Origin of the sequence: Staphylococcus simulans, from assembly GCF_025561465.1 — a bacterium.
GTDB lineage: Bacteria > Bacillota > Bacilli > Staphylococcales > Staphylococcaceae > Staphylococcus > Staphylococcus simulans.
Genome location: NZ_CP095100.1, coordinates 1,156,506 through 1,169,724, shown reverse-complemented (window position 1 = coordinate 1,169,724; position 13,219 = coordinate 1,156,506). Strand labels below are relative to the sequence as shown.

At 35.1% G+C, this 13,219-nt stretch carries 17 protein-coding genes and 1 riboswitch; of the genes, 7 read left to right on the top strand and 10 right to left on the bottom strand.

Annotated elements, in window-relative coordinates; translation table 11 throughout:
• Positions 1-49: 49 nt before the first annotated feature.
• Positions 50-271: a hypothetical protein gene (locus MUA87_RS05450; RefSeq protein ID WP_023016000.1), complete on the bottom strand. Its 222-nt coding sequence runs from the start codon at positions 269-271 to the stop codon at positions 50-52.
• Positions 272-475: 204 nt separating this feature from the next.
• Here MUA87_RS05450 and MUA87_RS05445 point away from each other — a divergent pair, with 204 nt between their 5' ends.
• Both MUA87_RS05445 and MUA87_RS05440 read left to right on the top strand, forming a co-directional pair.
• Positions 476-973: a sigma factor gene (locus tag MUA87_RS05445; RefSeq protein WP_002481247.1), complete on the top strand. Its 498-nt coding sequence runs from the start codon at positions 476-478 to the stop codon at positions 971-973.
• Between the two features lie 80 nt (positions 974-1,053).
• The gene (locus MUA87_RS05440) at positions 1,054-1,413 is read left to right on the top strand and encodes a hypothetical protein (protein ID WP_142397401.1); all 360 of its coding nucleotides are present in this window, start codon (positions 1,054-1,056) and stop codon (positions 1,411-1,413) included.
• Here MUA87_RS05440 and MUA87_RS05435 read toward each other — a convergent pair.
• Together MUA87_RS05435 and MUA87_RS05430 are read right to left on the bottom strand one after the other, a co-directional pair.
• Positions 1,388-1,849 carry a hypothetical protein gene (locus tag MUA87_RS05435; RefSeq protein ID WP_023016003.1) on the bottom strand — a complete coding sequence of 154 codons (462 nt, stop codon included), beginning with the start codon at positions 1,847-1,849 and terminating at the stop codon, positions 1,388-1,390. The genes MUA87_RS05440 and MUA87_RS05435 overlap by 26 nt on opposite strands.
• A 140-nt stretch (positions 1,850-1,989) precedes the next feature.
• Entirely contained in the window at positions 1,990-2,706 is a 717-nt protein-coding gene (locus MUA87_RS05430) for a transaldolase (protein WP_002481250.1), read from the bottom strand.
• Positions 2,707-2,893: 187 nt separating this feature from the next.
• Between MUA87_RS05430 and MUA87_RS05425 the strand changes: the two genes are divergently transcribed.
• Genes MUA87_RS05425 through MUA87_RS05415 form a run of 3 tightly spaced genes read left to right on the top strand, consistent with a single transcriptional unit; the run spans position 2,894 to position 3,980 of the window.
• Entirely contained in the window at positions 2,894-3,202 is a 309-nt protein-coding gene (locus MUA87_RS05425) for a hypothetical protein (RefSeq protein WP_002481251.1), read from the top strand.
• A 60-nt stretch (positions 3,203-3,262) separates the two neighbouring features.
• Entirely contained in the window at positions 3,263-3,634 is a 372-nt protein-coding gene (crcB, locus tag MUA87_RS05420; RefSeq protein ID WP_023016005.1) for a fluoride efflux transporter CrcB, read from the top strand.
• Positions 3,627-3,980 carry a fluoride efflux transporter FluC gene (locus MUA87_RS05415; protein WP_002481253.1) on the top strand — a complete coding sequence of 118 codons (354 nt, stop codon included), beginning with the start codon at positions 3,627-3,629 and terminating at the stop codon, positions 3,978-3,980. The genes crcB and MUA87_RS05415 overlap by 8 nt, the downstream gene beginning before the upstream one ends.
• A 51-nt stretch (positions 3,981-4,031) precedes the next feature.
• Here the strand turns inward: MUA87_RS05415 and MUA87_RS05410 are convergent, their stop codons facing one another.
• From MUA87_RS05410 to metK, 3 genes are all read right to left on the bottom strand, one after another.
• Entirely contained in the window at positions 4,032-4,868 is an 837-nt protein-coding gene (locus MUA87_RS05410; protein WP_002481254.1) for an aldo/keto reductase, read from the bottom strand.
• Between the two features lie 121 nt (positions 4,869-4,989).
• Positions 4,990-5,889: an NERD domain-containing protein gene (locus tag MUA87_RS05405; RefSeq protein WP_002481255.1), complete on the bottom strand. Its 900-nt coding sequence runs from the start codon at positions 5,887-5,889 to the stop codon at positions 4,990-4,992.
• Between the two features lie 96 nt (positions 5,890-5,985).
• Positions 5,986-7,182 carry a methionine adenosyltransferase gene (gene metK / locus MUA87_RS05400; RefSeq protein ID WP_057509773.1) on the bottom strand — a complete coding sequence of 399 codons (1,197 nt, stop codon included), beginning with the start codon at positions 7,180-7,182 and terminating at the stop codon, positions 5,986-5,988.
• Between the two features lie 110 nt (positions 7,183-7,292).
• A riboswitch (SAM riboswitch) is annotated at positions 7,293-7,408 on the bottom strand.
• A 161-nt stretch (positions 7,409-7,569) separates the two neighbouring features.
• Between metK and pckA the strand changes: the two genes are divergently transcribed.
• Positions 7,570-9,162, top strand: coding sequence for a phosphoenolpyruvate carboxykinase (ATP) (pckA, locus tag MUA87_RS05395; RefSeq protein ID WP_262551372.1), 1,593 nt, complete (start codon positions 7,570-7,572; stop codon positions 9,160-9,162).
• Between the two features lie 52 nt (positions 9,163-9,214).
• Here the strand turns inward: pckA and MUA87_RS05390 are convergent, their stop codons facing one another.
• Both MUA87_RS05390 and ytkD read right to left on the bottom strand, forming a co-directional pair.
• Complete coding sequence (locus tag MUA87_RS05390) at positions 9,215-9,988, bottom strand: alpha/beta hydrolase family protein (protein ID WP_070626290.1); 774 nt, start codon at positions 9,986-9,988, stop codon at positions 9,215-9,217.
• Positions 9,954-10,445 carry an RNA deprotection pyrophosphohydrolase gene (gene ytkD, locus MUA87_RS05385; protein WP_002481259.1) on the bottom strand — a complete coding sequence of 164 codons (492 nt, stop codon included), beginning with the start codon at positions 10,443-10,445 and terminating at the stop codon, positions 9,954-9,956. Before ytkD ends, MUA87_RS05390 begins: the two co-directional genes overlap by 35 nt.
• 77 nt (positions 10,446-10,522) lie before the next feature.
• Between ytkD and yidD the strand changes: the two genes are divergently transcribed.
• Positions 10,523-10,780, top strand: a complete 258-nt coding sequence (gene yidD / locus MUA87_RS05380) for a membrane protein insertion efficiency factor YidD (protein WP_262551371.1) — start codon at positions 10,523-10,525, stop codon at positions 10,778-10,780.
• Here yidD and menC read toward each other — a convergent pair.
• Positions 10,768-11,781 (bottom strand): o-succinylbenzoate synthase, encoded by a 1,014-nt coding sequence (menC, locus tag MUA87_RS05375; RefSeq protein WP_262551370.1) that lies wholly within the window; start codon positions 11,779-11,781, stop codon positions 10,768-10,770. The genes yidD and menC overlap by 13 nt on opposite strands.
• 2 nt (positions 11,782-11,783) lie before the next feature.
• Positions 11,784-13,172: an o-succinylbenzoate--CoA ligase gene (menE, locus tag MUA87_RS05370; RefSeq protein ID WP_262551369.1), complete on the bottom strand. Its 1,389-nt coding sequence runs from the start codon at positions 13,170-13,172 to the stop codon at positions 11,784-11,786.
• Positions 13,173-13,219: the final 47 nt, after the last annotated feature.

Sequence of the window (13,219 nt, the reverse complement as noted above, 5' to 3'; positions counted from 1 at the left end):
CTACAGACATTTCTGTAATAAACAGGCGAATACTAGCTTTCGTTTTTAATTATTCCGGGCGTTTGTACTCCATAATTATAAAACTAGCTGCTTCTGATCTATTCTTATAGTAGTAACGGTTCAAATCGATTGTACCTTCAATTTTGCCATCACGATACATCATTTCATTTGTCATATTATTAATCATTACAAAATCTGAACTATCTTTAATCATATCCAATTCATCATGGCGTGCGAAAAAGTGTTCTAAATTCAAGTGTGCGTAATCCATGGAATCCTCCCATCTATTAGTAAATTATGTTTAATCATGCTTATTATGTCGAAAACTACAATTTATTTTGTTAAATTATTTAATTCTACCCTTCTATTTAACACCTATTTTGTACATTTAGCAAATGAAAGAATTAATCCGCTTCGTTAAACTCAAACCAACCAGAAATAATATGTTATGTACAAAGATTGAAAGTGTGAAGTGATGAACATAGAGACATTAATCATCCGACACCAGGGTATCATTTATGCTTTATTAAAAAGATATAATATTAAGTATGATATTGACGAATATGCCCAACTTTTATCCATCAAAATGTGGTCATTATTACGACAATTTGATACGTCCATTCATAATAGCATGAGCGGTTATTTATTTCAAAGGCTGAACTACTATCTCATCGATTTATTTAGAAAGAAAAGTAAAGTTTTAGAAGAGAGTAATCAAGCAATCATCTCCGATATTAAAGATGCAAGTGATTACTCAGATTACAATTATCTCACGCAGTTGATCGCATCTGAATATTACTTGCTGCTTAATGACTATGAACGCATGTGGTTGAATTTAAAATTATGTGGTTATAAACAGTTCGAAATACAAACTTTGATGAAGAAGTCAGCGACTACAATCAGAAAGTATCAAATGCAAGTTCGCCATAAACTTGCACCTTTAAAACACTTTCTTAAAGGAGAGATGTCATAATGGTTGTTTGTGAACGTCCAAGAATTTTATATTTCACTTCCTACCCTCATCACACTTTCCAAATAGAATGTGTTTACAACATGTTTCATGGTTTAACGAAAGTGCCGTTAAAATCTTATATGAATGCATTATTAAGACGTGAATCACCTCAATCTAAATATGCATCATATGAATTGAAACAAATGCTCAATATTCGTAAACACTTGCCATTAATCGTGAATCAACAAACCATTTTATTCCCTATACAGAATAAACGTGCACCTATCCAGTACTTTGTAAATGGTTTGGAAATCATAGGTCTAAAACAAGAACGCTATACGACAAGACTGATCTTTAAAAATGGTGTGCAGTTAGTCGTAAACGCCCATTACTCATTTGTGCATCGTAAGTGGTTAGAATGTATCTTCTTACATTTTATGACTTTTCATGACGCTGATTAAAGCGATTTTCTAACAACTTTTTTGTAAAGAATGCTGTAACGATTTTCATTAAAATACTTGCGACGATCAGCGATATAATGCCACCTATTAGAATTAATGCTAATTGTACAAGTGATAAATCGACTTGTGGATTTACAAAATATTGAACGACACTTAAACTCGTTAGTAAACCAAATAAAAATAAACCTAGTAATAATGCATTGATAAGTAGCATCCCAACAATAATTAAGAATAGTGAGGCTGTCCCTTGATGACGCTTTTTAAAGATATGCGTTCTTAAAAATTGATTTGAAAACTTGATAGGCTGTTTATAAGTTAATGTATCAGTCTGATCGTTTTCTAAATCCTTTAAAACTTGGTTCAACTGATCTTTTTCTTTCTTATTTAGGAACCAAAGTTGCTTTTTTACTTTAGTTTCAAATTGCTCTTTTTTCACGACATCTATACACCTGCCTGGTAAAATTTTAAAAAGAGGCAGAAATAACTTTACGATAAGGACTGATACCTTGGTAAAGATTATTTCTGCCTTTATTTTATACTAGAATCAATTATCATGATACTAGATTTCTCATTTAATTATAGAATTGAAAGTCCTGATTTTTGAATATCTTTCGCAAATCCTTCAACAGTATCTACTGATAATTCATTGATATCTCTGCCGATATTTGGAATTTTGCTGATAACGCCTGCTGGGCATGTGATAATATCTGCACCAATTTCATCTGCTTGAATGACATTAAATAATTCACGACAACTTGCCCATAATAATTTTACGCCTTTTTTAGAATGTGTTACTTCTACAGATTCTTTCATTAGTGGTAATGGATCCACACCAGTGTCCGCAATACGTCCTGCAAAGACAGAAACATAAGTTGGAACACCTTCTGTGACTGCATCTGTAATTTCTTTAACTTGTTCTAAAGTGTATACTGCAGTTACGTTTAATTGTACGCCGTCAGCTGATAATCTTTTAATTAAAGGAATTGTAGACTCACCTTTTGTATTCACAATTGGAATTTTAACGAAAACATTTTTACCATATTGTTTTAAAATTTCCGCTTCTTTTTCCATTGTTTCTAAATCATCCGCAAATACTTCAAATGAAATTGAAGCATCTGGAATTTCTTTCACAGCTTCCTCAGCGAATGCTTTATAATCTGTAACACCTGCTTTAGCCATTAAGCTCGGGTTTGTTGTGAATCCGTCTACCTCGTTATTTTTGTAAGCTTTTTTCATTTCTTCAATATCTGCACCATCCGCAAATACTTCTACATTCAAATCTGCTTTTACCATAAAATAAGTGCCTCCTTATTACTGTTAACTTTCAATGCTGTCTAAAGTAACTTGATTATAACATTCCCCCGTTTAAATCGCGATTGATTAACTCACAGCAGAATTGTTAATAAAGGTTTAAAAAAGAAACCACAACCCTCTAAAATTTTATGATATTATAAAAGAATGTACAGAAACGGAGGTCATCATGTCACGGTCAAAACTTTATTTTTACCTTACTATAATCCTTATTATCATCAGTTTTAACTTTAACATGTATAATCCACTGTTAAACGAGCAGTTTCATTCAATTGCGAAAAAAATAATTACAAGCAGTGTTGTTAATGCAATTATCCTAATTATTGCGATCATTTTAGCAGATAAATCTATTAAACATTCAAAAGAACGTACAGATTGGATTCGTAAAGCCAGTAAAATATTACCTATCATCTTATTTATAGTGATTGTTATTCATATCGTTACTTCTTTAATCTCATTTGGTATGATTAAATTTTAATTGACAATCCACTATAACAGTAGCATTATTTATATATTAAAAATGTAACGAGGCGATATTTTGCAGTATTTATATGTGTTCGTAGGAGGCGCACTAGGTGCCTTGCTGCGATTTGTCTTTTCACAATTAAATCATGGCCAAGGATTCCCAATCGGAACTTTTATTGCTAACTTAGCGGGTGCCTTTTTTATGGGTTTAGTCTCCGTCTTGGTAATTCAAACTTTTAAATCTAATCCTTTACTTAAAAAAGGAATTACAACTGGATTTTTAGGTGCATTAACCACGTTCTCTACATTTCAATTTGAACTGGTAAAAATGTTTGAACATCAGCAATATATTTTACTTTTTGTCTACGCGATTTCAAGCTATATTCTTGGTTTAGCAGTATGCTATATCGGTAGTAAAGCTGGAGGTGCCTTAAGTCATGAGTAACCTTTTATTAGTAATGCTTGGTGGCGGTTTAGGCGCTGTAGTCCGTGCAGCTGTCACAAATAGCTGTTCAAAACTATCTACTCAGCTGCCAATAGCAACGCTTATTGTCAACTTAGTAGGCAGTTTCTTAATCAGCTTGCTATCAGGTATCGCAATTGCACAAGCTTGGTTGTCTCCATTGATTATTGTAGGATTTTTAGGTGGTTTAACTACATTCTCTACCCTATCACTGGAATTAACCAATATGTTGACCACTAAGTCACAACGTATGCTTTTTATTGCGTATAGCTTTTTACAATATGGATTATGCTTTATCGCATGCCTAATCGGTTATGTTATCGCATAAAAGAAGCGTTATCTTTTACAACTCACTGTAAAGGGTAACGCTTCTTTTTGATTAATATGATTTATAAGATGGTACATCTGCGTCTATACTTTTATTTTGATTTAATAGATCTATACGTTTCATTTGGTCATCGGATAGCTCAAAGTCAAACACGTTGATATTTTCTTTAATGCGTGAAGGTGTAATGGATTTAGGAATCACAATAACATCATGTTGAATATGCCATCTCAATACAACTTGCGCAGGTGACTTCTCTACTTCGTCAGCGATAGCTTGAATTGTTTCATCTTTTAAGATGTCGCCGTTCATAAATGGTGACCAAGCTTCTGCTTGAATACGTTGCGCTTTAAGATACAACCTTAAATCATTTTGTGTTAAATAAGGATGAAATTCTATTTGATTAATCACTGGTTTAATCGATGCATGTGACAACAAACTTTCTAAATGATGCGGTTGAAAGTTGCTGACACCAATATTTTTAACTTTATTTTGTTTTAATAAATCTTCCATGCCTTTCCATGTATCAATCATTTCTTCTTCATTAGAGCCAGGCCAATGCATTAAATATAAATCTAAATAATCTAAATCAAGTTTATCTAAAGTTCGTTGATAAGCTTCTTCTACATTCATTCTGCCGTAATCATCTAACCATAGTTTTGAGGTAATGAATAAATCTGAGCGGTGTATGCCAGCGGCTTGAATACCTTTTTTAATGCCTTCTCCTACTTTTTCTTCATTTCCATAGCGTGCAGCTGTATCTATACTGCGATAACCGTGTTCTATCGCAAATGATACACGTTGTGCTAATTCATCACTATTTTCAATTCTATATGTGCCAAGTCCCAATTGTGGCATCGTTTGTCCATTATATAGCGTAAATGTATTCATTTTCTCTCTCCTTGCATTGTTGCTTTACCTTTATGCTATGCACAATGAATAAAACTGTAAAACATTTTGAATTAAAAATGCACTGCTAACTGTAAAATTACAGTCAACAGTGCATATTGTATTAATTAAATGATTCAATTTCTTCCATAACACGTTGTAAGTCTTCAACATTATATTGAATACGTCCATGGAAAACGAATTTATTAAAGTATTCATCTAATTGTTCTGGTCCAACTAGTACTTTAGTATTTGTTGTTTGTGCGTAATTTGAAATTGTCACTGCACCTTCATTTTTAGGATTGAAATAAAGTAATGCCATTGGTGTATATTTCAAATTCAATTCGCGCTTCAATGTATCTGCTAAGTGCTCAACTTCTTTTAATTGATTTGAGTAGTTTACAAATGAAGCTGATTGCTTATCATCATTTTCATCTAACACTAATGTTTGAGGATGACGTTTATCTAAATCCAACACATCAAAGACTTGTTCAATGGTTGGTAATGTACCGAATTGTTCTTGACTGATGCCATTATAAACATGTCCTTTAAGTAATTGAGAATCGATAATGTATAAGCCTGTACGTGTTAAGACTAAATGACTGATACGATCAATCGCATTAAAATCATTTTTAGGTAAGAAGATATTCGCCATAATATGCATATCTTCTGGTCGAATACGTTTTTCTTTAACCAAACGATCTCTGATACCGATTAAACGCATGTCTGTCACATACTCACTATGATTTTTCGAGAAGAGCTTCAGCGCATCGATTTCACGATCTTTTGCTGTCACTGTTTCATCGAAATCAGCGCGTTGTTTTGTGACCGCTTTTTTATGTTCGACGCGTTCTTTTTCAAGCTCGTCTTCATAATTTTCTTTTATACTTCTTTCTTTTGCCTCATATTGTTCCTCTGCTTTCAACTTAGCCTTTTTCTTACTGTTTAAGACAACTAAGAATAAGACAAAGAAGATAACAGCGACGACAATTGCTGCAATCAAACCAATTTCTAATGGTCCCATAACATATTCCGCTCCTTTACATATCTTACTCCCAATTATAAAGGAAAATATCGAATGTATCGATAATAAAATGTCACAAATTCAAAAACTGTATAGTTATGCTTGAACAGCTTCTTTTAATGCATCTACTTTATCTACACGTTCCCATGGTAAAGCAACATCCGTACGGCCAAAGTGACCATAAGCTGCTGTTTGTTTATAAATAGGACGTTTTAAGTCTAACATTTTAATGATACCTGCTGGACGCAAGTCAAAGTTAGCTCTTACCGCTTCTACCAATTTTCCTTCAGAAACTTTACCAGTTCCAAATGTATCAATTGAAATAGATACAGGTTCTGCTACACCGATAGCGTATGCAAGTTGTACTTCACATTTATCTGCTAATCCTGCTGCAACAATATTTTTAGCCACATAACGTGCTGCATATGCTGCTGAACGGTCTACTTTTGTAGGATCTTTACCACTGAAGCAACCACCGCCATGACGTGCAAGACCACCATAAGTATCTACAATAATCTTACGTCCTGTTAAACCAGCGTCACCTTGAGGTCCGCCAATCACAAAACGACCTGTCGGGTTAATGAAAAATTTAGTTTCTTCATCTAATAACTCAGCTGGTACGATTGGATCAATCACATGTGTTCTGATATCACGTTGAATTTGATCTAATGACGCATCTTCAGCATGTTGTGTTGAAATAACAATCGTATCAATACGTGCTGGTTTATCATTTTCATCATACTCAACAGTAACTTGTACTTTACCGTCTGGTCTTAAGTAAGTTAATGTACCATCTTTTCTGACATCTGATAAACGTTTCGCAAGTTGGTGTGAGAAGTAAATAGGTGTCGGCATATACGTATCTGTTTCATTCGTCGCATAACCAAACATTAAACCTTGGTCACCTGCACCTGTACTTTCAATTTCCTCTTCCGTAATTTCATTTCTATATTCTAAAGCAGTGTCTACTGCTTGTGCGATATCTGGTGATTGCTCATCAATTGCTGACATCACAGCCATTGTTTGACTATCATAACCATATTTCGCTCTCGTATAACCGATTTCTGCTACTGTATCACGGACAACCTTAGGAAAATCAACATAAGTTGCTGTAGAAATTTCTCCGACAATCATAGCCATTCCCGTAGTGACTACTGTTTCGCAAGCTACTCTTGCATCCGGATCTTTCTTTAATAATTCATCCAGAATAGCGTCTGAAATTTGGTCCGCTATTTTATCAGGATGCCCTTCTGTAACAGATTCTGACGTAAACAATTTTCTATTATTCGACATAACTGACTCCTTTTGATTTTGATTACGAAAATTCTCTATCTACGAGCTCAAATAAAAAAGGACTTTCAAACTATATAAACATAGAGAGAAAGCCCTTAAACGTCCTTTCGCTCTTATCGTTCAAACATCTTTAATGACATTTGCAAACGGTTTGGCACCTTTCTCCGATAAGGAGAGGTTGCTGGGCTTCTTTGGGTCCATGTCCCTCCGCCACTCAGGATAAGAGAATCCGTTAATCACAATACTACCCAAACTCTTTAGGCTTGTCAATTCTATATGTCTAAAATCTTAAATCTGTTATGGAATAATCGGCATATTATGTTATACTATGAAAATGTAAAGGCTTACAATTATTAACAATACTTACGCGCTGGAGGGGTTTTTAAAATGGCAGTAGATGCACAAACTAACCGTAATAAGTTGGATCATTTGATTGGAAAGTCTTCATCACTTTTCCAACTCACAACTACACAATTGTACAACAAGATTCTGGACAACAACGAAGGGGAACTGACAGAGCTTGGGGCTATCAATGCACTGACAGGTCAATACACTGGACGTTCACCTAAAGACAAATTTATTGTAAATGAACCTTCTTATAGAGATACGATTGACTGGGGTTCAATCAACCAACCTATTGAAGAAGATACATTCTTAAGACTTTACGACAAAGTTTTAGACTATTTAGATCAAAAAGATGAACTTTATGTCTTCAATGGTTATGCAGGCAGCGACGAAGATACACAACTACGTTTAACAGTAGTGAACGAAATGGCATGGCATAATTTATTCGCGAAAAATATGTTCATCCGCCCTTCTTCAAAAGAAGAAGCTCAAAAAATCAAACCAAACTTCACAATTGTTTCAGCACCACACTTCAAAGCTAATCCTGAAGTAGATGGTACAAAATCAGAAACATTCGTGATTGTTTCATTCAAACACCGCGTTATCTTAATCGGGGGAACTGAATATGCGGGTGAAATGAAAAAAGGTATTTTCTCAGTCATGAACTATTTATTACCACAACAAGACATCATGAGTATGCATTGCTCAGCCAACGTTGGCGAAAAAGGTGATGTTGCTTTATTCTTCGGTTTATCAGGAACTGGTAAAACAACATTATCTGCAGCACCTGACCGTAAATTAATCGGAGATGATGAACACGGTTGGAACCAAAATGGTATTTTCAACATTGAAGGCGGCTGCTACGCTAAAGCAATCAACCTTTCAAAAACGAAAGAACCTGAAATTTTCAACGCAATCCGCTACGGTACAATTTTAGAAAACGTAGTCGTTGCTGATGATGGTTCAGTTGATTTCGATGATAACGAGCACACTGAAAATACGCGTGCTGCTTATCCGATTGATTACATTAAAAACATTGCTAAACCATCTAAAGCTGCACACCCAAATACAATCATCTTCCTTACTGCAGATGCATTTGGTGTGTTACCGCCAATCTCTAAATTAAACAAAGCACAAGCACTGTATCACTTCTTAAGTGGTTTCACATCTAAGCTTGCAGGTACTGAACGTGGTATTACTGAACCAGTTCCTTCATTCTCAACTTGCTTCGGTGCACCGTTCTTGCCATTAAACCCTAAAGTTTATGCAGAATTATTAGGTGAATTAATCGATAAACACGATGTGGATGTTTACTTAGTGAATACAGGCTGGACTGGTGGAAAATATGGCGTAGGTCGTCGTATCAGCCTTAAATATACACGTCGCATGGTAGACGCTGCGATTAAAGGCGACTTAAAAGATGCTGCATTCGAAAAAGATGAAGCATTCGGTTTAAGTATTCCAACTGAAATTGAAGACGTACCAAATTCAATTCTACAACCAATCAACGCTTGGAGTGATAAAGACGCATACCGTGAACAAGCTGAAGACTTGAAATCACGTTTCGTTGAAAACTTTAAGAAATTCGGTGAAGAGAACGATGAAATCGGTGAAAAAGGCGGATTCCAAGCCTAATTAAATATAGAAATAAAAAATTCCGAGAGAGGTCACCCCTTTCTCGGAATTTTTATATCTTTTTTGCTTCAACATCGTTCATCCATTGATGTATCACTTGTAATACTTGTTTTAATGCTTTCGGTCTCGGAATATGTCCTTCCTTAGGTTGATAATACGTTTGATAACGATGTCCGATTTTTTTCAAGTAATTTTCTAAATAATAAGCTTGATGAATACCAACTTGAATATCTTCACCGCCATGAATAATTAAAATCGGTGGACTATTTGCGTCAATATATTGTAAAGCTTCTCTTTCTTGATAAGCAGCTAAATCTTTTTTAGGATGCCCTACCATACGACGTAACATCCCTCTTAAATCCACTCGCTCTTCATACATCAAATGCAAGTCAGATACACCGCCCCAAGTAATATAGCTGTCTGCTGGTAAATCTTGGAATGTTAATAATCCTTGTAATCCACCTCGAGAGAAACCAATTATATGCACAAAAGCTTCTGGATATAATATTTTTAATATACGGATCGCTTGTGTCACATCATGCAAATCATCACCACTGAATTCATCTCTGCCTTCACTGCCATTGTTACCGCGATAGTAAGGTCCGAAAACTAACGTATGATCATTCGCAAACTGTAATAGACGTCCAGTTCTGACACGCCCTACTTTTCCTTTACCGCCACGTAAATAGACTACAATGCGCTTTACAGACTGTTTAGGTGTAATCATAAGTCCTTTGACTCGTAAATCATCTACAAGGTAAGTTACTTCTTCACCACGATGCGTTGTGAGATCAATCGGCATCCTCTTTCTTTTGATAAAGTCCAAGTTCTATCACTCTTTCTACACATTTTAATATCGCTTCGTCTTCTAATAAGAAACTCTTTTCTTCATCCGAAATTTCATCTAAATGTTTACACGTCACAGGGCCTGCTGTTTCTAAATAATCGTTTTTACTTTCTAAAGTGTCTACTTGCACCGCAAAGACATCTTTCGTAAACCATTTCGTCCCTTCTGGGTGATATACGGTATATTGCGCAACATACGTCATCTCAGCAACAATCCCGCCAGTTTCTTCATAGACTTCACGAACAATTGCTGATTCGCTACTTTCACCCTGTTCTATTTTCCCACCTGGAAATTCTATCCCTCTTTTTTTATGTCTAGTTAAAAGATAACTATCATTGAGAAATGCGATCGCAAGAACGTGTTCCCCATTTGGTTTATCTTGTGGTTGTGTAAAATTCAACCGAATTTCTTTATCAAATTGATCATGTATAATCACGTTCTATCACATCCTTTTATTATATATGCTAAAATAGATTCGTTACGAATTGAGACAAATCAGTTGGAGGGATTAATTTGAAGAAGCTCTTACTCGGCTTAATATGGATATATCAACATTTTATTTCACCGTTGACACCTCCTACATGCCGCTTCTACCCTACATGTTCAAACTATACAAAAGAAGCTATTGAAATCCATGGCCCAATCAAAGGAACATGGCTTGGTATCAAACGCATTTCAAAATGTCATCCGCTTCATAAAGGTGGATTTGACCCAGTGCCATTAAAGCATGACAAACATCAACATTGTCATCATCACCATCATAATGAATAAATTTTTAATTGATCCACATCAATTTCAGGGGGCGCAAAGTATAAGTGTCCCCTTTTTAATATGCCGTTTTCTTGTGTAAACTCCTGATCAAAATAATAGCCATAAGGCGTTACATCCCCAGGATAGTCAGCATACTGACTTAGATAAGCAGTAAAATAGCGGCTTAATCCATATTCATACATACCGCCGATCACTACTTTAATGTTTTGTCGATGCAAGCTGTCTATCGCATCTAATATTTTATCTATGCCGCCAAGTCTGAAAGGCTTTAAAATCACTGTATCAATCGGATATTGTTCAATCAAGGTTAAAATGCTTGAGACATCTCTTGCTTTCTCATCTATTGCTACAGGTGGGATAACTTTTGGAGATAAGGTTTTCAACATTTCTAAATCCTTAAAAGGCTCCTCGATATACAAGATATCTTCAAGGTTTTGAACTTTTTTTAAAGTTGCTATATCTTGATTCGTTAAAGATTCATTCGCATCTAATGCGATCCATGGGTTAAATGGTAAATTTTGTAGCTGTTCGATGTCAGCAATAACTTTTGGCGACCACTTTAATTTAATACGCTTTGGTTTTGTTTCTAATAGTTGCTGATAATTTTCAGTTGATAAACCACTTATCGTTGCACCATACTGAACCTCGAATGAAGGAAGATGATGGAAAACTTGATATAACGCCATCGCAACAGTACTTCTCGCTGCAGGTGCGTGATTCAAGTGGTTCAACAATACTTTAGCTTCATCAAAGGTTTCTATCTCTTTATCTTTGAGGACTGTATTAAACCATTGTTTCAATGTTTCATACACACTCTCTATTGTCTCTTTATCATACCAATCTGTTTCAAAGGCATTACATTCGCCGAAATAAGTTTGTCCGTGCTCATTTTTCAATCCGATCACTAAGACTTTTCTTGTTTCTAGAGTGACTTTAGGCGTTTTAATCTGATGCTTAAATGCTACTTCATACGTATAAAATAGAATCGATTCAAAACGCATGCTTATTCCTCTAGCTTTCCACGTTTTAATTTACCTGTAGATGTATAAGGCAATATTGTCACTTGTTGATAGTATTTCGGCACTTTATATTTCGCTAATTCCTCTTTTAAAAAGGTATCTAATGCGTCATGATTTATATCTTTTTCACTCGTATAAAATAATGCCGGCACTTGTCCCCAAGTATTATCATCTTTGGCATAACACATTGCATCTGTAATACCGTCAAAACGTTTCGCAACTGTTTCGATTTCATAAGGATAAATGTTTTCTCCACCGCTGATAATCAAATCTTTTCTGCGGTCATAAACCATCACAAAGCCATCCATATCTACACTTGCGATATCACCTGTTTTAAAGTAGCCATCTTCAAATACATCTGTCAGATTTTCAGGATATAGATAACCTTCCATAACGTTGTCACCTTTTAATAAGAGTTCTCCATGTCCTTCATGGTTTGGATTGATAATCTTAACTTGAACGTTAGGGCTCGGTTTCCCTACTGTGTTAGGATTTTGTTTAAGCATGGATGGAGAAGCGGTTAAAAATTGTGAACACGTTTCTGTCATACCAAATGAATTATAAATCGGTAAATCCGCTTTCAAGGCGTTATGAATTAAATCATCAGATAATTTCGCACCGCCAAGCAGTATTTTTTGAAGTTGATAAGGTTGTGTTAAACCTGCGTCCATCATCCAACCTAAAGTTTGCGGCACGAGTGAAATGTGGGTAATCTGTTCACTTTGAATCGCTTTTAATACCGTTTTTGTTTCAAATTTCTGCATTAATCTGACTGTAAAACCTTCAATGATACTGCGCAGTAACACACTTAAACCTGAAATGTGATAAATCGGCAAGACAGATAACCATTTCGTATTACTATCAAAACCTAAGCTTTCTCTGCATCCATTCGCACTTGCTAAATGGTTATTAAAAGTTTGGGGTACTGCCTTTTGCGGACCTGTCGTTCCTGAAGTAAACATAATCGAAGCGATACGGTTTAAATCCAGTTCAGTCTCATAAGTTTGTGTTGAGCGACGTTGTTCAACTTCACTCCAATTTATAATGGTAAAATCATCTAATTCTAATGGTAATGTGGCAATGATTATATCTGTGTGTACAGATTTAAGTTGCGCTTTAATTTCTTTGTATGTAAGTCGTGTATTAATCATGACTGCTTCTATACCAGCTAACCATGCACCATAAATCATTAAAGCCGCATCTATACGATTATCTATATAAAATGCAATTCTCTTTTGATTTAGTTGTTTAAATACATATGCATATTGTTTTGCTGATTGATACACGTTCGCGTATGTAAGTTTTGTTGCTCCATCGTCTAATGCGATATTTTCAGGAACACGCTCTGCGCTTTGTTTTAACCAAAAATCCATACTATCTTCCTCCCATAATCTCTACCTATCTATCATAACAAAATTCA

What these genes read in the sequence shown, in the direction of transcription:
- menE (WP_262551369.1), bottom strand. Translation starts at nt 13,172, where the DNA reads ATGGATTTTTGGTTAAAACAAAGCGCAGAGCGTGTTCCTGAAAATATC.
- MUA87_RS05415 (WP_002481253.1), top strand. Translation starts at nt 3,627, where the DNA reads ATGAGTAACCTTTTATTAGTAATGCTTGGTGGCGGTTTAGGCGCTGTA.
- MUA87_RS05445 (WP_002481247.1), top strand. Translation starts at nt 476, where the DNA reads ATGAACATAGAGACATTAATCATCCGACACCAGGGTATCATTTATGCT.
- pckA (WP_262551372.1), top strand. Translation starts at nt 7,570, where the DNA reads ATGGCAGTAGATGCACAAACTAACCGTAATAAGTTGGATCATTTGATT.
- MUA87_RS05405 (WP_002481255.1), bottom strand. Translation starts at nt 5,889, where the DNA reads ATGGGACCATTAGAAATTGGTTTGATTGCAGCAATTGTCGTCGCTGTT.
- MUA87_RS05425 (WP_002481251.1), top strand. Translation starts at nt 2,894, where the DNA reads ATGTCACGGTCAAAACTTTATTTTTACCTTACTATAATCCTTATTATC.
- menC (WP_262551370.1), bottom strand. Translation starts at nt 11,781, where the DNA reads ATGCGTTTTGAATCGATTCTATTTTATACGTATGAAGTAGCATTTAAG.
- MUA87_RS05440 (WP_142397401.1), top strand. Translation starts at nt 1,054, where the DNA reads ATGTTTCATGGTTTAACGAAAGTGCCGTTAAAATCTTATATGAATGCA.
- MUA87_RS05430 (WP_002481250.1), bottom strand. Translation starts at nt 2,706, where the DNA reads ATGGTAAAAGCAGATTTGAATGTAGAAGTATTTGCGGATGGTGCAGAT.
- metK (WP_057509773.1), bottom strand. Translation starts at nt 7,182, where the DNA reads ATGTCGAATAATAGAAAATTGTTTACGTCAGAATCTGTTACAGAAGGG.
- MUA87_RS05410 (WP_002481254.1), bottom strand. Translation starts at nt 4,868, where the DNA reads ATGAATACATTTACGCTATATAATGGACAAACGATGCCACAATTGGGA.
- MUA87_RS05450 (WP_023016000.1), bottom strand. Translation starts at nt 271, where the DNA reads ATGGATTACGCACACTTGAATTTAGAACACTTTTTCGCACGCCATGAT.